Source organism: Caballeronia hypogeia (genome assembly GCF_001544875.2).
Classification (GTDB): domain Bacteria; phylum Pseudomonadota; class Gammaproteobacteria; order Burkholderiales; family Burkholderiaceae; genus Caballeronia; species Caballeronia hypogeia.
Genome location: NZ_FCOA02000023.1, coordinates 34633 through 54879, shown reverse-complemented (window position 1 = coordinate 54879; position 20247 = coordinate 34633). Strand labels below are relative to the sequence as shown.

The following is a 20247-nucleotide window of genomic DNA, read 5'->3' as shown; positions in this document are numbered from 1 at the left end:
TCCACGAGGAAGATGCTTGAAGAACTCGCCGGCGAAGTAGAGTCCGCAGTCGAGCAAGAACGTTTTAGCGTCGCAGACGAGCGCTTTAAAGAGGTCTTGCAGCTTCACAAAACCCTCCTCCTCGCTAGTGCGGCAGACACCGATGACGTTTCGGGCAACGCCGCCACCATCGGCAGCTCCGCTTACTCTTGGGGAGACAGTAGCTTCAATATGGAATGGCTGCGACCCTATCGCGATATCGCTCGGCTTGCCGTTAATCACTTCGACGATGACGCCCGACTCTTCAACAGAGTCTCCTACGTCCCCGCAAGCATTGCAGGAACGCTCCCTTCACGGCCGGAGAAGCTTCTTATCGACGCCCAATTGATAGGAAAGAACCTAGCGTATCGATTGGCAGAGTGGTGGATACGCAAGGCGGATGATAATCTCTTGTCGCACGACATCTCGGTCAGCGGAACCTTGCCGCCGCCCTTGAAGAAAGTGTATGAAAGCGCAATGATTGCGTTCGTCGGGCATTGGGACTCATTGCGCTTACACATTAAGATTCAAGCGGAGTTAGGGGATTCAAAGGCGTGGTCGCTATATGCATCCGGCGCGTTGGTATATGCGGCACATATTGAAAACTCTGCGGAGCTCCTCCTCAAAGCAGTCTCGCGCGGCGACGAAACCGCGTCGGTCTGGCTGTTCGAGACGTTTTTGAAGTGGTGGGGAAACAGGGAGTTCGAACTACGTTGCCGTGACGGTTTGTTCGACTATCGGGCTAGGAATGCGACCATCGGGCTAGCATCGAAGAGCTGGCTTGAAGCAAGAGAACTTCTTTGGGACGGAAGTTTGCCTGCCTCGCTCGAGGTGGGGCGCGAGGCGCTCAATTTATCGATTCGCAGATTTTGGGAAAGCATGCGTCTGCTCGTCGCTCTCCTTCTCGTTGAGAATGTCGGTATAAACCCGTCGAACGACAATCGGGAGTTGCGATTTGCCGCGGCCTTAGTGACAGGAGAGTCACAGGAAAGAGGCGGAAGGGTCGAAGTCCAACCGCTCGCCTCTGTCGACGAATTCCTGGAGGCTTTGCTCCGCGAACTTTTCGCCATCGGAACTGCAATTGGGCGACTCGACCACTTCGCTGAGCGTTTGAGTTGGGATAAGGATGCTCCGGTCGTTGCAGGGTGGTCCTATGGTTGGACAAGTTCCCTTGATGGTTTGGCATCTATGGGACAAAGTCAAGCCTTGATTTTGGTTTCTCTTGTGGCGACAGCGAGACCGCAGGTCATACGCTCGAAACGGCTAATTGAACGCTGGTGGAAAGACGTCGGTAAGCTCGAGACCGTTGACCGGTATCTGCGAGACATGCGGAGGGTCGTGCTATCCAAATCGTTCGAGGAGCTTGTTCCTGCGACCTCAATTCTTCAAAGTCGTTTTGCAACTTCGCTTCGAATCCGCTCAGCGCGTTTGGCCATCGCACGGGTAGTCAGACAGCTTAGCGTAATTGCCCAGCGGGAACGACGGCTCGCCATGAAAGCTTTTGGTATCGACGCAGAGAAGGTCCGGGCATTGGGCGCGCAAATCGCCGAGGTTGCATTCGACGGAGGGGCGCCGAACGCTCCGGTAGATGGGCTTGCGTTCGTTCCCGGACTCCCTCTGAGAAATTGGACCTACCGGTTCGACGACTACTCCAAGTACTTCCTAAAGCATATTGAAACTGGCGCTGATTCCGCCTTGGCGGAGCAAGTGGGCAAGACGGTGCGCCAGTGCATCGTGGCCTGGAGCTTCGCAGCAGCGGTTGACTTCGAGGGATTGGAACCCCTAAATAGCGCTGTCTTGCGAGGTGACTGGGACGCATCTTTAGACGAACGCCACGCGTTCATCATTGCGGTATCGAAGCGATGTGCGACCATCCGCGATAGAGGTGAAGAGCCAGTTATCTTGGTCGGACACTCTGCGGCCGGCATGTATTTGCATGCAGACCGTTGGGGTTCATCGGCTTGGCAGACCGAGCCTCCTGCCTCTGTTACGATTCGACATGGGGCAGGCGGCGGTGAAATTGCGTTCGTCGACAATTGGCCGGTCTTCGACTTCGATACGCCAAACGGCGACTGCTACGTCGTGTCGCGCGCCCTTTTGCGTTCGCTTACGGTTTCAGGCTCAAACGCGAGGGATGCGATGGGGATAACGTGGGTGCAGGCGAAAGAAGACCGACTTGTATTCACGCTGACCTGGAGCTCTGCGTTTCGCGGCTAAACAGAAAGGCTCGCCCAATCAATCTCTACGCTCAGGCTTAGCGACCTGCGAACCGCGCCTCACGACGGCAGGTCTGGAAAACGGGTTGCGCGCATCCTTTCAGATTTCGCCCGCTCGAGACTCGTCGATTCAGTGCAGAGAGTTCCGAGCGAGAAGCGTGTCAAAAGCATCGCGCGCAACTTGGAGCTCGGCGATGGCTGCGGTCCGCCGAGCCAGCGGCAATGTCCGGCCGGGCGCGCCCGCCTCTGCATTGAAGTCCTTTTTGAGTGCCTGCGATGCCAACTGAACTTCTCGAGCCGCGTTCGCCACCCGCTCGACTGCGGCAGTTTCGTCGCTGTTGCGCTCAGTTTTTCTCATCTGTTTAATCCACCATGCCGACGTCACGAGGCGCGCTCGCGCAACGCTCCCTACGCGGCCAACGTCAGCGCAACAGGCTCTGGGATTTGGGCCTCGGGAGTTGGCAGAGCCTCGGCAAAATCCCAGTTCAGTCCGGCTCCGACTACCGGTGCCCACTTCCGCCAGCTGAAAAAGCTGCTTGGATGGCGAACAAACAAGAGCTTCACCGGCCTCCCGCTCCTCGTGTGGACCACCGCTGACCGAGCACAAAATCGCCCGACTTTCGTCGGATGTCTTTCACCGCTGCAGCGCAGCTTTTCCTCACGCGAGGCCAGCCGAAGCGCGTTGAGCGACTCTACTCCAAAAACCAAGCACTGCTCCACGCTCATCACGTCGAACAGGTCCAACGCTGCGGTCCATCCCTTTTGATACTGCTTCTCCTCCGGTCGATGCTTTACGGACTCCATCGCCTCCAGTACGAGGTTGTGATAGATGACGGACGACCAGAGCATCTGTTTCTGCGCGTCGCTCGGATTGCGCCGCTGAAATATCGCGCGCTCGATGTTTCGAACATAGCGTGACTTCCTGCCGAAATCGAGTGCGTGGTTACTGTGCGTTACGCGCAGACCAGACGTCAGCGCATATCGCTTGTCGAACGCTTCGCCTTTCGACCAACGGTAAACGCTCTCGCCTAGAACCATTGTTTTGACAGCGGACCTCGCGAATTCACTTCCGACCCAAGGCCACCACTTGAGTTGGTCGCGAGCTTCGAACAGGTGGTCAAACGACAAATCGAGGTGGTTCATGGGGTGCTGGTTATTTGTTTTGTTTGAGTACAAGGCGTTCGATGGCCAGTACGCCCGATTCCATTTTCGCTCGTGCCGAGCTATTCGCAGAGTGTACGTAAATTTTCGGTGGTAGGAAGCTGCGAAGCGCAACGGCTTCTTCAATCCACAAGACAACGTCGTAGCCAGTGCCACGCTCGTCGTCTCCAAGGTCATGGTCGAGGCTGAGCTCCTCGACGACTCCGGTTTCGAGCAGCCTGATTGCCTCGTTCGGCCAGTAGATACGAGTCCAACCCTCCGGGGTGGCGCGCTCGTCGTCGAGAAACACTCTCATGCTCCGACACCCAACTCCGATTCGTCGAAGCTCATGGAAGCAAGTCGAGGCTCGGCGCAACCATGGCAGTAGACAGCCAGTTCGCGCTCGTCAACAACTCGAGCGGAGACGAGCCACGGTTCGGACGCGTCTTCGAACTCCGACATGCTGACAGAGACGTGAGGCGACGTCCGGTCCACCGGTCGCAGGCAAAGCGAGCAAGGGACTGTCTGACCGGGTCCGGGATACGGCGAGCTCAGGGTCGAACTGATGGCCGCCTCGGCGTACTCGGCGCATCCCTGGCTGCAAAAGTCGGTCAATCCTTCATCGTCTGAAACCAAGACGACGCCGGGTTCGCTGCCGGTTACGGTTTGGCTACGCTTCGAAAGGCTGAAATAGCCGTGTGGGAGTTCGTGCTCGCAAACGCCGCAGTAACGACCCTGATATGAATTGCCCATGGTTGTCTCTCCGTCAATTGCCGAGCAGAGGGAAGCGGCTCGACTGAGTGAAGGACAGTCTATTCATCGACTGAGACAAGCGACGTCTCGATTTCCCTCATGCGACTTTCCATTCTTCGAGAATCTGCTGAGCCAGAAATTCACATGGAGGTCGGGCAGAACGGGCGCTGCGGACAAGCACGACCTCGACCTCGTTCATCGCGGGAACACCGTCAATCTCGGACAGTTGAACGAGATGTGCTGGGATGCTGCATTTGGCGAGAGGTGCAATAGCAAGGCCGGCCTCCACCATCGAGAGCAAACCGAGGAAGCTCGGGCTTTCAAACGACATCCGGAATGTGATGTTTTCTCTACGAAGCGCCCGTACAGCACGGTCGCGCGCCGTGCTGCCGTCGGCGAAAACGGCGATTGGTAATGGACGCTCCAACCAAATTTTCCGCTTTGGCGACCCGGTCCACACCATCTGCTCATGCCTGATGAATTCGCCTGAGACTCCCTTTCCTTTCGTGAGGCACGCAAGGTCAATGGTGCCGTCGTCGACCATTGGCATGAGCGCGGCGCTGGGTTGACCGATAACGCGAATGTCCACCCGTGGATGCATCACTGCGAACCTTGCCAGCACCTGAGGCAACAACGACGAGACATAGTCATCGGGGACACCAATCGTTACCTGGCCCTCTACCTCGGGACGCACTATGGATGCCCACGCCTCGTCACGCATCTCGAGCATCCGACGGCCATAGTCCGCCAGTCTCTTGCCTTCCGCTGTTGCTGAGACATTGCGGGTGTCCCGGAGGAACAGTTGCTTTCCGAGCGCTTCCTCGATGGTCTTGATTTGCATGCTGACGGCAGACGGCGACCGAAACACGGTTTGGGCCGCCCTGGCGAACGAACCCGAGTCTGCAACCGCTACAACCATCTCGAGAACATCCAAATCGAGCTTCTTCATATTATTCAGAGAATCTGACGAGTACGCTCAGTTTAATTTGTTTCTCTTCATGGTCGCAGGGGCCGACAATCGAGTTCAGCAAGATTCTTTTGAAGGTGAAGCGCAATGCAAGACGCCGGGTCGATGTACCAATTCCTTGCGGTGGGCGGGATGCTCGCGATTACGCCGGGCCCGAACATGGTCTACGTGATGTCGCGTTCGGTCGCGCAAGGGCGCGCCGCCGGCCTCATCTCTCTGGGCGGGGTGATGCTCGGATACCTGTTCTACATGTTCAGTGCCGCGTTCGGAATCACGGCGCTGGTACTCAAAGTGCCAGGGGCGAGCACGGTTCTTGCCGCAGCGGGCTCGATTTACCTCGTTTACCTTGCGTGGCAAGCAGTAAGGCCCGGAGGGCGTTCACCGTTCGAGGTACGTCAGTTGGCGCAGGAGCGTCCGCTACGTCTGCTTGCAATGGGTGCGACGACCAGCCTGCTGAACCCGAAGCTGGCGATGCTTTTCATTTCGCTGCTGCCGCAGTTTATCGACCATCGGCGAACCGACGTATTTGGCCAATCCCTCATGCTCGGCTCGTTGCTGATTGCGGCGTTCGCTGTCGCGAATGGTTTTGTCGCTGTTGGCTCCAGCGGGATGGCCAAATTTCTCAACGGTCGACCCGCACTGCTGCTCGCGCAGCGATGGGTGATGGGAGCAATGCTGGCTGGACTTGGAATCAGCCTGGGTGTGGATTCCGTGAGGCTTTTCCTCATCTCCTGAGTGCGGCGCGCGTTTGCTTGACTCTGGAACTGGACGCACCGGTTTCGGAAGCGCTGGGCCGGTCGAGCGGCTCGGCCCTGGCGCGGTTTCAACTTTAAGGCGGCTCGGACACGTCTTCGGTTTGCGGGTAGCGCGCCCGCAGCTTGCTGGATTCAAGCGAGGCGCGAGCGCTTGGAGTCTGCAAAATCCGTTCAGCGGCTAAACTGAATTTATCCGTATATCGGCTAAAATGAAAATAGCCGAATAACGGATATCTCCCATGCCTACTATCTCCCCGCAGCGAGTCGTGACTGCATCACAGGTCGGTCAGTACCTTCTCGTCCAACGGAAGCAGCGCAAGCTAACCCAGGCGCAGGTTGGGTACCGCGTCGGTCTAAGTCAAAATCGCATTTCCTATCTGGAAAAGCATCCGGACGAACTTAGCTTTAAACAGTTGCTTAGTTGGTGTTCGGCAGTTGGGCTCGAAGTGAGTATCGGACTACCGGAGGAAATTGACCGCAAGACCATTTCGGAATGGTGAGTCGCTTAGGTCGCCGACCCGCAGTAACTTATCTCCGGCGCGAGTGGCACCCGGACTTTATCGTCCGACCAATGGCGATGTTCGGCGGCTAAATGAATCCGCTAGACGTGCAATGACCACGTCCAACCACGCCCCCTCCGCCCCACCGCTTGACCAACGAACGCGTCGCGTTGCCGCCGAGCTGGCCGCAAGTCTCCTCTCCGATGCAATGTCCGACGTCGAGCTCGTCTCTCGAGAACTATCTTTGTCGCCGGTGATGCTCGACCGCACGCGGCGAGCATTGGACTGCCTCCAATGCGTGGCTGAGATTCTGGAAACAGAGGTGAACGTCCGGTTTGCCGGCCGGGGCGACGGCGACCCGCATGAGTTCAAGCGCCTGCGAGAATACCTAGACGAATGGTCAGACGAAGGGCTGGAGATGCTGGTCGCAGATTTTTTGGAATCAGGACGTGATGCGTCTCAAGGCGGCGGTAGCGTAGCGCCGGCATGAAACTCACCGGGATGCGGGATAGCGGAACGTTCGGAGTTGGCCGCGAGGGTAGCGACTACACCGAGAGAAGGGTGAGTGCGCCGTACCGCCGCGGGTACCGTGGGGCTTGGACTAGGTCGGAAGGATGTCGCCGCGCAATCTTACAATTTTCTAACGGTAGATTACAGCGCTCATGCGAGGAGGCCACGCGGACTTTGTCGCCTGTCGGCAACTTTTCGATTAGACCGCGCGCGGCCAGTCGTGGCGAGGGGTGCAGACCTGCAATCCCTTGCTTCCAACGGTGTTCGGTCCGCGACTCGCGCGGACCTCATTCAAAGACGCTAAATGTGACGAAAAACGCCCACCGCCTTACTCCACCGTCACCGATTTCGCCAGATTCCGCGGCTTATCTACTTCAAAGAATTGCACGGCGCTACCCTTGGGCAGCGCGTCTGCGCTGAAGCAAGCGGCGTTGAAAGTCTCGCGCGTTGTCAGGACCTAGGCGGGCAAAGAGCGTCATGACCACGTCGAGGCGTCGTCGTAGCTCGGGGGAATGCTTGGCTCGAAGGGAGGACACCGCATGTATGTGCCGGTCCAGCGCCGGCCATATAAGCCGCATCGCTATCGGTTCAATGAACGACTGTTATGGAGACTACGGCAGGCGTCGGTCCGAACGCCGGGTTACGGCTGTTCGAGCTTTTGAAGATTCTGATTCAGATGCGGCGCTTGGATGTCGAGGTCGTCACGCGCGAGGTCGGGCTCAACGATGAGATGCTGGAGCGGCTCGGGCGAATTCCGTCAAGCGTGAGAGGTGTGCGGTTGCGTCGCGCATCGACCCACGGGTTAATGCAGACCAACCATGCATCGAAATCCGTGCACTTGGGCTGCACTGTGGTCTCCTTGCGCATTAGCGCGTTGCGCGCAGGAGTCAGCCGCACAGGTGAAAGCCGGCGCAGCGCGGCAGTCTCGATGAAGCGCCAGCGAGCGACTCCGATGTCCTCAACCACGGCAGCAGCATGACTGTCACGACTCATGCAACGCGACAGCAACGAGCGCTCAAGCAACCGCCTGATTGACTGTTCGCAATAGCGTCCCAACGTGCCGTAATAAAGAGGCTAGTTGCCGGATTGTCGCTATAAATCTGAACTCCAAGAAGTTGTGTCGAGCGCCCGCCACTGACGCACCCTGGCGAGGTGCGCAGACATCATTACTGTAAGAAGCATGGTTGCCGTCAAAGTTGCGGGAATATGGCTAATAAACAATGAGATACGTGTTTGAAAATCCGCATGAGTAAGAGAAAACCCACAACAATTCAACAGCAATTTCCATCAACAATTTTATACCCGCACGATCATCGACACGCCGCACGCGATGCGCACGCAGGACGCGTGGCCGCTCTTTTCCCTGTCCGGCGCGCAGATCGAACGTCTGGTGCCGCGCCTCGGGCGCTCGACGTGCGAGAACGCGCCCGCGCCCGAAGAGGAGCCCGCCGAAGGAAACGAAATCGACGCGCCGTCATCCGTGAAACCCGAGTCGCAACGCTCCGTCGATGGCGAGGCGCTCGCCCGTTTCGCGATCGATCTGACCGACAAGGCGCGGCGCGCCGAAATCGATCCGGTGTTCGGCCGCGACCGCGAAGTCCAGCAGATGATCGACGTGCTGGTGCGCCGCCGCAAGAACAACCCTATCCTCGTGGGGGAGCCGGGCGTCGGCAAGACGGCGCTCGTGGAAGGACTCGCGCTGCGCATCGCGGCCGGCGACGTGCCCGCGCTGCTGCGCGACGTGCGCATCCTCACGCTGGATCTCGGCCTGCTGCAGGCCGGCGCGGGCGTCAAGGGCGAATTCGAGCAACGCCTGAAGAACGTGATCGACGAAGTGAAGGCCTCGGCGACGCCGGTCGTGCTGTTCATCGACGAGGCGCACACGCTGATCGGCGCGGGCAACGCGGCCGGCGGCTCGGACGCGGCCAACCTGCTCAAGCCGGCGCTCGCGCGCGGCGAACTGCGCACCATCGCGGCGACCACCTGGTCCGAGTACAAAGAATATTTCGAGCGCGACGCCGCACTGGAACGGCGTTTCCAGATGGTCAAGGTCGAAGAGCCCGGCGACGACGCCGCGTGCCTCATGCTGCGTGGGCTGGCTACACGCTACGCGACACACCACGACGTGCACATCCGCGACGAAGCTATCATCGCCGCGGTGCGGCTCTCGCGCCGTTATATTCCGGCGCGGCAACTGCCGGACAAGGCCGTCGACCTCATCGACACCGCCGCCGCGCGCGTGCGCATGGGTCTCGAAGCGCCACCCGCCGAACTGCAGCGTGCGCGCGCGTCGCTGGCGGCGCTCGAACTCGAACGCGCGACGCTCGACGCCGACGAACGCGCTGGCATCGACCATCTCGCCGCGCGCCGCGCATCGGTCGATGCCGCGATCGTCGAGGCGCAATGCTCGCTGAGTGACATCGAAACGCGCTACGAGCGCGAGTTGTCGCTGGTGCGCGCGTTGCTGCAGCAGCGCGGCGACGGCCAGACTTCGCCCGATGCGCGTGCGTTCGCCGCCGCCCGGCACGCGCTCGCTCAGGCGCAGGGCAAGACGCCGTTGATCTTCGCCGATGTCGATGCCCAGGCCATCGCCCGCGTGGTCGCCGAATGGACCGGCGTGCCCGTGGGCAATCTCGTCGAAGACGAACTCCTGGGTCTGCTCACGCTGGAAGATCAATTGCGCAATCGCGTGGTCGCGCAGGACGACGCGCTCGGCATGCTCGCGCAAAGCCTGCGCACCGCGAAGGCCGGGCTCAAGAGCGAGCACGCCCCGCTCGGCGTGTTCCTGCTGACGGGGACCTCGGGCGTGGGCAAGACGGAAACGGCGCTCGCGCTCGCCGACACGCTGTTCGGCGGCGAGGCTGCGCTCACGACCATCAACATGTCGGAGTATCAGGAGGCGCACACCGTCTCGCAACTGAAGGGTTCGCCGCCGGGTTATGTCGGCTACGGGCGCGGCGGCGTGCTCACCGAAGCGGTGCGTCAGCGTCCTTACAGCGTCGTGCTGCTCGATGAAGTCGAGAAGGCGCATCGCGACGTGCTCGACATGTTCTATCAGGTGTTCGACCGCGGCTCGATGCGCGACGGAGAAGGCCGCGAAATCGACTTCCGCAACTGCGTGATCCTGATGACCGCCAACCTCGGCAGCGAGCAGATTCACGACGTGACGGCGGACAATCCGGACATCGCGCATGCCGCGCTCGTCGAGGCGATTCACGAGCCGCTCGTGAAGCACTTTCAGCCGGCGTTGCTCGCGCGCTTTCAGACGCTGGTGTATCGGCCGCTCGATGTGGAGGCGCTCGGCAGCATCGTGCGCCTGAAGATCGCGAAAATCACGGAGCGGCTCAAACGTCAGCACGACGTGACGCTCGTCTGCGACGACTCGCTGATCGCGTCGCTCGCCGAGCTGAGCCTGTCGCGCGATTCGGGCGCACGCGGCATAGACGCGTTTCTCGATCAGCGCATGCTGCCCACCGTCTCGCGCGAATTGCTCACACGCATGGCGACGGGCGCCACGCCCGCCGAAATCCGGCTCTCGCAGTCGGAGGAAGGCAATCTGGACATCGAGTTCGTGGATCGCGGCGACGCGACGCAAGCTACGGTCTGAATCGAGCGACCATGCCGGCCGGCCCTTCCCTCTACGACATGCTGCTCGGTCAGATCGACGGCGAACCGCTCTCGGACTTCGACGACCGCACGCTAGAAGCCCTGAGCGTGCAGCAGAACGTGCGGCGCATTCTCAATACCCGCGCGGGCGCGCTCAAGCATCTGCCCGACTACGGCTTGCCGGATCTGACGAACATCTACAAGTCGTTGCCCGCGTCGTCGCACGCGCTCAAGGAGCAGATGGAACTCACGCTGCTGAAGTACGAGCCGCGCATCCGTTCGATCGAGGTCGCGATGGTCGCGACGTCCGAGCCGGGCCTGCTGATGAGCTTCGAGCTGACCTGTCACCTGAAGCGCGCGGGGCTCGTGCGCTTCGGAACCCACTTCGTGCCGCCGGGCATTTTCCGGCTGGAGCGGCGCGTGCGCGAGGGAAGACCCTAGGCTCTTCCCGCGCCGCGCACCGGACTTCTACTCCTGCCAGTTCCCCGCCCCGCCCGCAAACGCGGGCATGCCCATCTCCTCGCGATTGCGCGCCTCGCGGGCTTCGTCGGCCTCGACGGTCTTGCTCGTATCGATGAACAGCGCAGCGACCGCGCCCACCGCCAGCAACCCCGCTGAAATCGTGAACGGCACGTTATAGCTGCCGGTCTGCTGGATCAGATAGCCGAACACCACGGGCGAGGTCATCCCCGCGATACCGAAGCCGGTGTTCATCATGCCGCCCGCCGTGCCCGCGTACTTGCCGGCGATATCGAGCGGCAAGGTCCACAGGACCGGATTCGTGATTTCCAGGAAGAAGAACGATCCCGTCAGAAACCACACGGCGGCGATCGGGCTCGGCGCGTTGACCATCGGCAGGAGGAAGGCGAGCGAGCCCCCTATGCCCACCACGAGAATGCTGCAACGCGCGAACCGCAGCCGTCCGGTGAGCCGGTAGATGCGGTCGGAAATCACGCCGCCGAGCGTGTCGCCGACCACGCCCGCGAGCAGCGGCAAGGCGGTGAAGAGCGCGAGATGCTTGAGGTCGAAGCCGCGCGATTCCTTCAGATACGAAGGCAGCCACGTCAGATACACCCACAGCAGCCAGCCATAGCAGAAGTCCACGAAAGTCACGAGCCACATGCGATGAATCAGCTTGCGCCAGGGCGTCGCGCTCTTGCGCGCCCGCGCGCAGTCTCCGGCGCGGTAGCCGATTTCAGCGGTCTCCTCGGGCGTGATGCGGCGGTTCTCGTCCGGCGAGTTGGTGAACACGAAAAGATAGAGCGCCGTCCACGCAAGACTCGCGACGCCCAGCAGAATGAACGCCTCGCGCCAGCCGCTCGCCGCGACCACGGCCAGCACGAGCGGCGGCGTCACCGCGCCGCCGAGCCGCGCGAAGCTGTGCGTGATGCCCTGCGCGAAGCCGCGTTCGTGCACCGGCATCCAGTAGGTGAAGGCGCGCGTCGCGGTCGGGAATGCGCCGCCCTCGCCGATGCCGAGCGCCACGCGCATCAGCACGAGCATCGCGATGCTGCCCGCGAAGCCCGTCGCGAGCGTGGCCGCGCCCCAGATCAGCGAGAGCACGGTGAGCACGAGCTTGGGCCCGAAGCGATCAGCGAGCCATCCGCCGACGATCTGCATCACCGCATACGGATACGCGAAGGCGGAAAACACAAGTCCGAGCTGCACCGAGCTCAGGCCCATTTCATGGCGAATCAGTGGACCCGCGACGGCAATGTTCACCCGGTCGATGTACGAGATGAAATACATCACGCACATTACGCCGAGAATGATATGGCGCGTCTTCACGCGCTGACGATGCTTGTTCACGTTGTCTCCTTTTATCCATCTGATGTGGAACAGCCGGGTCGAACGAATGCGCTGGCTTATCCGGGCACGAGCTTCAGGCGCTGCACCTTGCCCGACGGGCCGCGCGGCAGGGCATCGGTGAAGCGGAATTCGCGCGGCGTCTTGTAGCGACCGAGTTCGCGCAGGCAATGCGCGCGCAGTTCCGCGACATCGAGCGATGCCGCGCCGTTGTTCGGCACGATGAACGCGACGATGTCCTGCCCATAGGCCGGATCGGGCACGCCGACCGCCGCCGCTTCGAGCACGCCGGGATGACGCAGCAACGCTTCGTCGATCTCGCGCGGCGCGATGTTTTCTCCGCCCTTGATGATCAGTTCCTTCGCGCGTCCGTTGATGTAGAAGAAGCCCGCCTCGTCGCGATAGCCGAGGTCGCCGGTGCGCAGCCAGCCATCGGATGTGAACGCGTTGCGTGTCTCTTCGGGGCGCTTGTAATAGCCGCTCATCAGTTGCTCGCCGCGCAGCACGAGCTCGCCGGTCTCATGCGCCGCGCATTCGCGGTCTTCCGGATCGACGATCTTCGCCTCGGCGCCCGAGGGCAGGCCGATGCTGCCGGTCCGTCGCAATGCCGCGTCGAACGGATTGCTGAATGCGGGCGCGGCGGTTTCCGTCATGCCCATGGTTTCGATCACGCCGATGCCGAAGCGCGCCTCGAACGCGCGATGATGATCGGCGGGCAGCGCCGCCGATGCGGTGCGGCAAAACCTGAGCGCGGAAAGATCGACGCCTTGCGCGTCCTCGCCGTTGAGCAGATACGCGACGATGGTCGGCACCACGTTGATCCACGTACAGCCGAAGTGCGACGCCTCGCGCCAGAACGTGCGCGCCGAGAAGCGCGGCGTCATCACCGCCGAGCCGCCGTGATACAGCGGCGTGAGCAGCGCGACCACGAGCCCGTTGATGTGATAGAGCGGCAGCGACACGAGCACGCGATCGTCGTCGGAAAGCCGGTGCTCCGCGCTGATGTTGCGCATGTTCGCGAGCAGGCTGCGATGACTCAGCAACACGCCTTTCGGCGCGCCCGTCGTGCCCGATGTGTACATGAGCAGCGCGGTGTCGCCTGGGACGATCTGCGTGCCCGGCGCATCGTCGCGAGGAAGTGGAATCGTGCGTGCGGGAAGCGCCGGAATCTCGGGCAGCACGCTCGCATCGGGTGAAGTGCGGACCACCGCGATCTCGCGCGACATTCCTTCGGCACGCAGCGCATCGATGGCTTCGACGATCGTGTCGTGCGTGTCGTCGGCGACGAAGATCGCGCGCGTGTCCGAATGCTCGACGATATAGCGCACCTGCGACGGCTGACACAGCAGATTCAGCGGATTGGCGACGAGCCCGCTGTACATCGCCGCGAGCAGTAGCCGCGCGGTCTGGATGCCGTTGCCCATGAACACGGACACGACATCGCCCGGAAGCAGGCCCGCCGCTTCGAAGCGCGCTTCGAGCGCGCGGCAGTCGTCGCACAGTGCGCCGAAGCTCAACGTGTCGTCCTGCGTGGCGGACAGCACGAATGGCTGGTCGGGAGTGAAGGCCGCGCGCGCGTCGATCAACGCGCGCAGAGTCGACGCTTCGAGCGGCGCGGCATCCGTGGCGACGGTTCGATCGGCGAGCGCGCTCATCGTCCGCACCTCCGGAAATAGTCGCCGAGCAGATCGTCGACTTCGGGTACGCGCTCCTCGATCGGATACGCGACGCGCGTCACGTTCAGGTATTGCCGATAGCCGAGATTCGCCGAAAAATTGTTGCCGCCCCACGTTCCGCAACCCATCGACAGCGAGAACGGCAGACCGTTGTCGAAGTTGCCGCCCGTTGCGAGGCAATGCGCCTGATCGACGATCACGCGCGCGACCGGCAGTTGCGTGCCGAGCGTGACGGCGAGCGCATCGTCCGCGCCGTGCACGCCGACCGAATGACCCGCGCCCATGTAGGCGTAGATACCGCACACGGTGTCGACGGCCGCGCCAATATCGCGCGCGCGATACACCGTCAGCACCGGCGCGAGTTTCTCACCCGAGAACGGATACGCGCTGCCGTAGCCGCTTTCCTCGACCATCAAAAAGCGCGGCTCGCGTGCGGCGATATCGTCGAGACCCGCTTCGCGCGCGATCGCCGCAGCGGATCGCGCCGTGCAGCACGCCGAGAGCTTGCCGTCCCGCCACATCGCCGCTTGCAATCGCGCTTTCTGCGCGGCGTCGAGCAGCACGCCGCCCTCGTTCGTCAGCGCATCGAGCATGCGTGCGTAGATCGCATCCACGATTACGACGCTGTTCTCCGACGAGCAACTCGTCGCATTGTCGAAGGTCTTGGACACGGCGATCTTGCGCGCCGCGTCATCGGCGTTCGCGCGCTCCGTGATGATCGACGCAACGTTGCCCGCGCCCACGCCGAAGGCCGGCGTGCCGCTCGTATAAGCCATGCGCACGTTGGCTTGAGAGCCGGTCGCGACGACCAGATCGGCCAGGCGCATCAGCGCGGCGGTGGCCGCCTTGCCGATCGGCTGCGGCAACATCTGCACGAGATCGGCGTCGAGTCCGGCTTTCGCGAACTCCGCGTGAATGAAGTCGATCAACAACGCGCACGACGAATAGCCCTTCGGCGAAGGCGCGACGACTACCGCGTTGCCGCACTTGAGCGCGTTGATGATCTTGTTGGCGGGCGTCGCGGCCGGATTGGTCGACGGCGTGATCGCCGCCACCACGCCGACCGCGCGCGCGATCTCGACGATGCCGTGCGACTCGTCGCGCGCGATCACGCCGGTCGTCGCGACGCCATGCAGGTCGCGCAGCAGCCCGAGCGTCTTGCGATGATTTTTTCGGAACTTGTCGTCCGCGTTGCCGAGCCCGGTGTCGCGCACGGCCAGGTCCGCAAGCTGGCGATTGCGCCGCGGTTCCATGATCGCCCATGCGGCGGCGGCGACGGCGGTGTCCAGCGTCTGCTGCCCCGCATTCTCGAAGCGCCGCTGTGCAGCCCGCGCCCGTGCGACGATGCGTTCCACATCGGGTTGCTCTGTGTCCGGCGTCCGCTCGCGAGGATGCGCGAGTGCGGCGCCACTTGCCATGTCATTCATGCGATGAACCTCGGCTGCTGGAAGATTGGAGGTGCTATCCAATCTAGTCAGCCTGGCTCCTCACGCGGTCCCGTTTTCCGGAACAACGCATGCAGCTAATCCGTGTGCATCGGAAGTTCAGGATTTCGGGACTTTCCACAGTCCCGAAAAACGCTGTTTTCGACGCACAATGAAAAGCAAATGCAAAGATGAAGGGAGACAACGTGACGTCGAATCAATCGAATGCCGCCGCCGTGCGCGCGTTTCGCGTACTCGAAACACTTGCCGAAGCGAACCGTCCCCTTTCGATGACCGAACTCGTCGATGCGCTCGGACTGCCCAAGCAGACCGTGCATCGCATTCTCGTGCAACTGATGGACGCATGGCTCGTCACGCGCGGCGCCAGCGACAAGCTCTACGAATGCTCGGCGCGCGTGCGCACGCTCGCCATCAACGTGCTGATGCACGCGGGTCCCGCTGCGGCGCGTCATGCGCTGCTCGAACAACTCGTCACACGCGTCGGGGAAACCTGCAATCTGACGATGCTCGCGGGCAATGACGTCGTTTATGTCGATCGCGTCGAGACGGGTTGGCCCTTGCGCATGCATCTGCAGCCGGGCTCGCATGTGCCGCTGCATTGCTCGGCGAGCGGCAAGCTGTTGCTCAGTTTTCTGCCGAAGGAACGACGCGAGCGCATGATCGAGCGCATGCCGCTGCGCTCCTACTCGGAACGCACGATCACCGACCGCGATGTTTTGCGCCGCGAACTCGCGTTGACGCGCCGCCGCATGCTGGCGATCAACAACCAGGAGCATTTACAGGGACTCGTAGCGATTGCGGTGCCGGTGATGCTGGACCGCAATCGCGCTTGCGCGGCCATCGCCATTCAGGCGCCGGTGGGACGCGTCGCGCTCGAGCAATTGCTTGCGTTCGAGCCTGATCTTCGTCGCGCGGCGGAAGAAACCGCCAAGACCTTCAAGGAGTGACGGGCCGGTTTGGGGTTTGCACCGCAATATCCGGCCTTTGCCTCAGCGCTTTATCGTTCGACGGTTTGCAGATGCTGCGTCGAATGATCTTCCGATACGACCTCGACTTCCTTGCGGCCGCGCTTGAACACCATATACGCAACAATCAGAATGCCGAGACTCGCGACGCCGAGCCAGAGCGGCTTGCGCTGATCGGGGATGAAAGCCATTGCGACGAGAATCGCCATCATCCCGAAGATCGCGAGCCAGGTCAGATAGGGAAAGCCCCACATGCGCACGCGCAGATCGCTTACTTCGAAGCTCGTCATGCGGCCACGCAGACGCAGTTGCGAGAACGCGATCAGCAGATACACGAAGATCGCCACCGTGCCGTACGAATTGACGAGAAACGCGAACACGGTATCCGGCGACACATACGACATCACCACCGACACATAACCGAACACCGTGCCGAGCAGGATCGCGCGCACCGGCACACCACGCTTGTTCACCTTCGCGAGTCCGAGGGGCGCATCGCCATGACGCGTCAATGCGAACAGCATGCGCGATGCTGCGTACAAACCCGAATTGAGCGCGGACAATACGGCGGTGAGCACGATCGCGTTCATCACGTTGGCGGCGGCGGGCATGCCCATGACTTCGAGCGCGCTCACATACGGCGTCGCCATCTGATGCGAATTCCACGGCACGAGCGCGACGACCAGGGCCACCGAGCCAACATAAAACACCAGCACGCGCGTGATGACCGAATTGGTCGCCTTTGCGACGGCCTTCGCGGGTTCCTTCGCTTCCGCCGCCGCGATGGTGACGATCTCCGCGCCGAAGTAGAAGCCTGTCGCCGCCACCGCCCCCGTCATCACCGGTCCGATACCCTTGGGCATGAAGCCGTCATGACCGAGGAACGTCGTCGCGACATCGGTGGTGTGCATCGAAGCGGGCCACAGACCGCATACGTAGAGGCCGCCGAGAAACAGGAACACGATGATCGCGCCGACCTTGATCGACGAAAACCAGAACTCGAATTCGCCATAGCTGCTCACAGAAATCAGATTGGTCAGCGTGAGCACGACGAGCAGCACGAGACTGATGATCCACGCGGGCACGTCGGGTACCCAGAACTGTACGAGCTTTGCGCCCGCGACCGCTTCGAGCGCGATCACGATGACCCAGAAGTACCAGTACATCCAGCCCGTGAGAAAGCCCGCGAGACGGCCCGGTCCACGCTGCGTCTTGAAGGCGAGCCGCGCATATTCGTAGAACGAGCCCACTGCCGGCATCGCGCAGGCCATCTCCCCGAGCATGCGCATGACGAGCACCACGAGGCCGCCTGTGATGAGGAACGAAAGAATCGCGGCGGGTCCGGCCTGCTGGATCACCACACCGCTTCCGACGAAAAGTCCGGCGCCTATGACACCGCCCAGCGCGATCATCGTCATGTGGCGCTGCTTGAGGCCACACTTGAGATCGCCTTGATCCGTGCTCGATTGCATGTCGTCTCCTGATCTGCTTTAGTCGATTTGCGCTTGACGCCCGTGAGTGCTTGGCTCGTGGGTCGCGGCGCTTCGTTCGGTCATGTTTCAGCGTTCTTCAAAGCGCGGGACGGTCCTTGCGATATGCGTTCTTCACCGCAATCCTGCCGTTCCTGAAGGTGAACACGTCGACCATGCGCGCCTCGATGCGCGAGCCGTCCGCCTTCGTGCCGCGAAACGTCGATTCCGATACCCCGCGCTCACCGCTCACGAAATGCTCGCCGTCCTTCCACGATGCGTCCGGACAGGTTTCCCATGCGAGCGTGAAGCCACGGCGCACTTCGTCGCGGCCCTCGAAAGTTCGGCCGAGTGCATCGGGTCCGGCCACGCCGTGAAAGACGCATTCGTCGGCCATGCAATGCATCAGCGCGTCGATGTCATGGCGATTCCATGCGTCGTTGAACGTCTCCAGAAGGCGGATGTAGTCCTGATTCGTATTCGTTTGAGTGCTCATTTGCTGTTGTCTTCCCTGATGGTTTGCTAAGGAGTTCAGCGCTTCTCGTCCTGCGCCAGATACTTGTGATAAAGGAATCGCTGGCCGACGCGGCGGAACGGCGCGAAGCCCTTCCACCGCACCATGCCCATGACATTCGGATATTCGAGCGCGGAGTCGTAGATCGGCAGGTCGTCGCGGCGCGCCTGCCACTTGCCCGCGATACGCTCGGCCATGCGCCTTCCGGCATGCGCGGAGAACGACACGCCGTTGCCGCCGTAACCCACCGCATAGAAGATGCTCTGCTGCGCATCGGGCTGAGCGACGCGCGGCATCATGTCGTGACTCACATCGACCCAGCCCCACCACGAGTAGTCGATGCGAATGCCCTTCAGCGAGGGAAACTTGCGATGCATCCCTTCGATCAGCACCTCCATGTGACGCGGATTGGCGGCATCCGCGCCCGTGATCGCGCTGCGGCTGCCGATCTGCAAGCGGTTATCGGGCAACAGGCGATAGTAGAAGCGCAGCGTGCGCGTATCCGTGATCACCTGACGCGTGCGGAAATTGGTGGACGCGAGCTCTTCCTTCGTGAGCGGCCGCGTAACGAGCGAGTTCGAAAGGATCGGCATGATCTTCGCGTTGAGCGCGCGATGCATGTCGTTGCGCGTGTAGCCGCCGGTCGCGAACGCCACGGCCTTCGCGCGAATCACGCCGCGCGGCGTATGCACGTGATGCACGCCGCGGATCGTTTCGACGTTGACGACCGGCGTGCCGGGATGCACCTTGACGCCGAGCGAGCGCGCCATGCGCAGATAGCCGAACGCGAGCTTGAGCGGATGCACGCCGATGCCATCGGGTTCGAGCAGCGCGCCGCAGTTTTCCCGATCGTCGACATACGATTTCGCGACCTCCTCCGCGCTCAGCATGCGCGCGTCATAGCCGAAGACATCGCGCATCACCTTGCACTCGTTGGCGAGGAAGTCCAGCTTTCGGCCTCGATGCGCGATGTACAGATGCCCGCCCGGTTGCGGATCGCACGCGAATTCGCCGATCAGATTCTTGAACGTGTCGAAGCCCTCGCGAATCTCCGCATCGAGCCTGAGCGCGGTCTCCTTGCCCCAGCGCTCGATCCACTGCGAGCGATACAGCCGGCCGCTCGCGTTCTGGCCCTGCCCGCCGTTGCGGCTCGTGCAGCCCCACGCGGTGCGGTTCGCATCGACGACCATCGCGCGGATGCCGTGCTCGCGCGCCAGAAAGAGCGCGGTGGAAAGGCCGGTGAAGCCCGCGCCGACGATCAGCACGTCGACGTCGGCATCGCCGGGCAAGGGTCCGTCGTCCTCGGGCGGCTCGCCTGCGGTCGCGACCCAGTAGGTGGGCGCGTAGTCCATCGCGGCACGGCCGATGGGCGAGACGAGCGGATCGTAGAGAGGATCGTAGGGGGCGCACGCGCCACGCAGGGCCGGCGTATCGAGTTCGAGAGTAGCCACCGATAGCTCCTTGGAAAGTACCCCCATACTGCACCGAAGCCCGCGTGCGGCTTAGTACCAGCCCGGAACCATCGTTAGTGCCAGGGCGTGGTAGGAAAGGGAACCGTTACCCCGCGTCGCTGGCCCCAGCGATTGGTGGCGTCTGGCACTACGGCCCGCAATTTTTGTCTGGTCATACTGGATCGAATCCCTGCCCGCTCGCGCGACGCGCCGCGCGCGGGGCCCCTGATCGATACGGAGTGGACCATGCTCAAATGCCTGATCGGACTCGGCTTGCCCTTCATCGGCGTCATCGGCCTGTTGCCGTGGGCCGCGTCGAACGATTTCTACGTGCTCGGCATTCCGTTTATTTATGCGTGGATCTTCGGCTGGTTCGTGCTGACCTCGGTATGCCTCGAACTGTGCTGGCTTTTGTTCGATAAAAAAGCGGAACGGCGCGAAGTGCGCGGTGCGTAA

Annotated in this window: 20 protein-coding genes; 9 read left to right on the top strand and 11 right to left on the bottom strand. The window is 61.9% G+C overall.

From position 1 onward, the window contains the following. Positions 1-12: 12 nt before the first annotated feature. Positions 13-2235, top strand: a complete 2223-nt coding sequence (locus tag AWB79_RS27000; protein ID WP_061170515.1) for a hypothetical protein — start codon at positions 13-15, stop codon at positions 2233-2235. Positions 2236-2364: 129 nt separating this feature from the next. Here the strand turns inward: AWB79_RS27000 and AWB79_RS26995 are convergent, their stop codons facing one another. The 5 genes from AWB79_RS26995 to AWB79_RS26980 form a co-directional block, all read right to left on the bottom strand. Then, positions 2365-2592, bottom strand: coding sequence for a hypothetical protein (locus AWB79_RS26995; protein ID WP_061170514.1), 228 nt, complete (start codon positions 2590-2592; stop codon positions 2365-2367). Between the two features lie 50 nt (positions 2593-2642). Further along, the gene (locus AWB79_RS26990; protein WP_063963555.1) at positions 2643-3377 is read right to left on the bottom strand and encodes a hypothetical protein; all 735 of its coding nucleotides are present in this window, start codon (positions 3375-3377) and stop codon (positions 2643-2645) included. A gap of 10 nt (positions 3378-3387) precedes the next feature. After that, positions 3388-3690 carry a cyclic-phosphate processing receiver domain-containing protein gene (locus AWB79_RS26985; RefSeq protein WP_061170513.1) on the bottom strand — a complete coding sequence of 101 codons (303 nt, stop codon included), beginning with the start codon at positions 3688-3690 and terminating at the stop codon, positions 3388-3390. Continuing rightward, positions 3687-4127 (bottom strand): hypothetical protein, encoded by a 441-nt coding sequence (locus AWB79_RS39705; protein ID WP_157695856.1) that lies wholly within the window; start codon positions 4125-4127, stop codon positions 3687-3689. Before AWB79_RS39705 ends, AWB79_RS26985 begins: the two co-directional genes overlap by 4 nt. A gap of 97 nt (positions 4128-4224) precedes the next feature. Next, positions 4225-5076 carry a LysR substrate-binding domain-containing protein gene (locus tag AWB79_RS26980; RefSeq protein ID WP_061170512.1) on the bottom strand — a complete coding sequence of 284 codons (852 nt, stop codon included), beginning with the start codon at positions 5074-5076 and terminating at the stop codon, positions 4225-4227. A gap of 105 nt (positions 5077-5181) precedes the next feature. On the opposite strand from AWB79_RS26980, the gene AWB79_RS26975 reads away from it, so the two are divergent. The 6 genes from AWB79_RS26975 to tssE all read left to right on the top strand — a co-directional run bounded on the left by AWB79_RS26975 (position 5182) and on the right by tssE (position 10906). Continuing rightward, positions 5182-5829, top strand: coding sequence for a LysE family translocator (locus AWB79_RS26975; RefSeq protein WP_061170511.1), 648 nt, complete (start codon positions 5182-5184; stop codon positions 5827-5829). 259 nt (positions 5830-6088) lie between these two features. Beyond that, a complete protein-coding gene (locus AWB79_RS26970) occupies positions 6089-6349 on the top strand; it encodes a helix-turn-helix domain-containing protein (RefSeq protein WP_061170510.1) in 261 nt (86 codons plus the stop codon). Positions 6350-6461: 112 nt separating this feature from the next. Further along, the gene (locus tag AWB79_RS26965) at positions 6462-6839 is read left to right on the top strand and encodes a hypothetical protein (RefSeq protein ID WP_061170509.1); all 378 of its coding nucleotides are present in this window, start codon (positions 6462-6464) and stop codon (positions 6837-6839) included. 624 nt (positions 6840-7463) lie between these two features. After that, a complete protein-coding gene (locus AWB79_RS26960) occupies positions 7464-7838 on the top strand; it encodes a hypothetical protein (protein ID WP_061170508.1) in 375 nt (124 codons plus the stop codon). Between the two features lie 351 nt (positions 7839-8189). Further along, the gene (gene tssH / locus AWB79_RS26955) at positions 8190-10466 is read left to right on the top strand and encodes a type VI secretion system ATPase TssH (RefSeq protein WP_374728568.1); all 2277 of its coding nucleotides are present in this window, start codon (positions 8190-8192) and stop codon (positions 10464-10466) included. Between the two features lie 11 nt (positions 10467-10477). Then, positions 10478-10906: a type VI secretion system baseplate subunit TssE gene (tssE, locus tag AWB79_RS26950; protein WP_061170507.1), complete on the top strand. Its 429-nt coding sequence runs from the start codon at positions 10478-10480 to the stop codon at positions 10904-10906. Between the two features lie 27 nt (positions 10907-10933). Here tssE and AWB79_RS26945 read toward each other — a convergent pair whose 3' ends face one another. Genes AWB79_RS26945 through sauS form a run of 3 tightly spaced genes read right to left on the bottom strand, consistent with a single transcriptional unit; the run spans position 10934 to position 15374 of the window. After that, entirely contained in the window at positions 10934-12274 is a 1341-nt protein-coding gene (locus tag AWB79_RS26945; RefSeq protein ID WP_374728567.1) for an MFS transporter, read from the bottom strand. Positions 12275-12330: 56 nt separating this feature from the next. Then, entirely contained in the window at positions 12331-13926 is a 1596-nt protein-coding gene (locus AWB79_RS26940) for an AMP-binding protein (RefSeq protein WP_061170506.1), read from the bottom strand. After that, positions 13923-15374 carry an acylating sulfoacetaldehyde dehydrogenase gene (sauS, locus tag AWB79_RS26935; RefSeq protein WP_061170505.1) on the bottom strand — a complete coding sequence of 484 codons (1452 nt, stop codon included), beginning with the start codon at positions 15372-15374 and terminating at the stop codon, positions 13923-13925. Before sauS ends, AWB79_RS26940 begins: the two co-directional genes overlap by 4 nt. A gap of 188 nt (positions 15375-15562) precedes the next feature. Between sauS and AWB79_RS26930 the strand changes: the two genes are divergently transcribed. Further along, positions 15563-16339, top strand: coding sequence for an IclR family transcriptional regulator (locus AWB79_RS26930; RefSeq protein ID WP_198399106.1), 777 nt, complete (start codon positions 15563-15565; stop codon positions 16337-16339). A 50-nt stretch (positions 16340-16389) separates the two neighbouring features. Here AWB79_RS26930 and AWB79_RS26925 read toward each other — a convergent pair whose 3' ends face one another. The 3 genes from AWB79_RS26925 to AWB79_RS26915 all read right to left on the bottom strand — a co-directional run bounded on the left by AWB79_RS26925 (position 16390) and on the right by AWB79_RS26915 (position 19791). Next, positions 16390-17829, bottom strand: a complete 1440-nt coding sequence (locus AWB79_RS26925; protein ID WP_061170504.1) for an amino acid permease — start codon at positions 17827-17829, stop codon at positions 16390-16392. 97 nt (positions 17830-17926) lie between these two features. After that, positions 17927-18322, bottom strand: coding sequence for a nuclear transport factor 2 family protein (locus tag AWB79_RS26920; RefSeq protein ID WP_061170503.1), 396 nt, complete (start codon positions 18320-18322; stop codon positions 17927-17929). Positions 18323-18357: 35 nt separating this feature from the next. Continuing rightward, positions 18358-19791, bottom strand: coding sequence for an NAD(P)/FAD-dependent oxidoreductase (locus tag AWB79_RS26915; RefSeq protein WP_082862476.1), 1434 nt, complete (start codon positions 19789-19791; stop codon positions 18358-18360). 246 nt (positions 19792-20037) lie between these two features. Here AWB79_RS26915 and AWB79_RS26910 point away from each other — a divergent pair, with 246 nt between their 5' ends. Then, positions 20038-20247, top strand: a complete 210-nt coding sequence (locus AWB79_RS26910; protein WP_061170501.1) for a DUF3311 domain-containing protein — start codon at positions 20038-20040, stop codon at positions 20245-20247.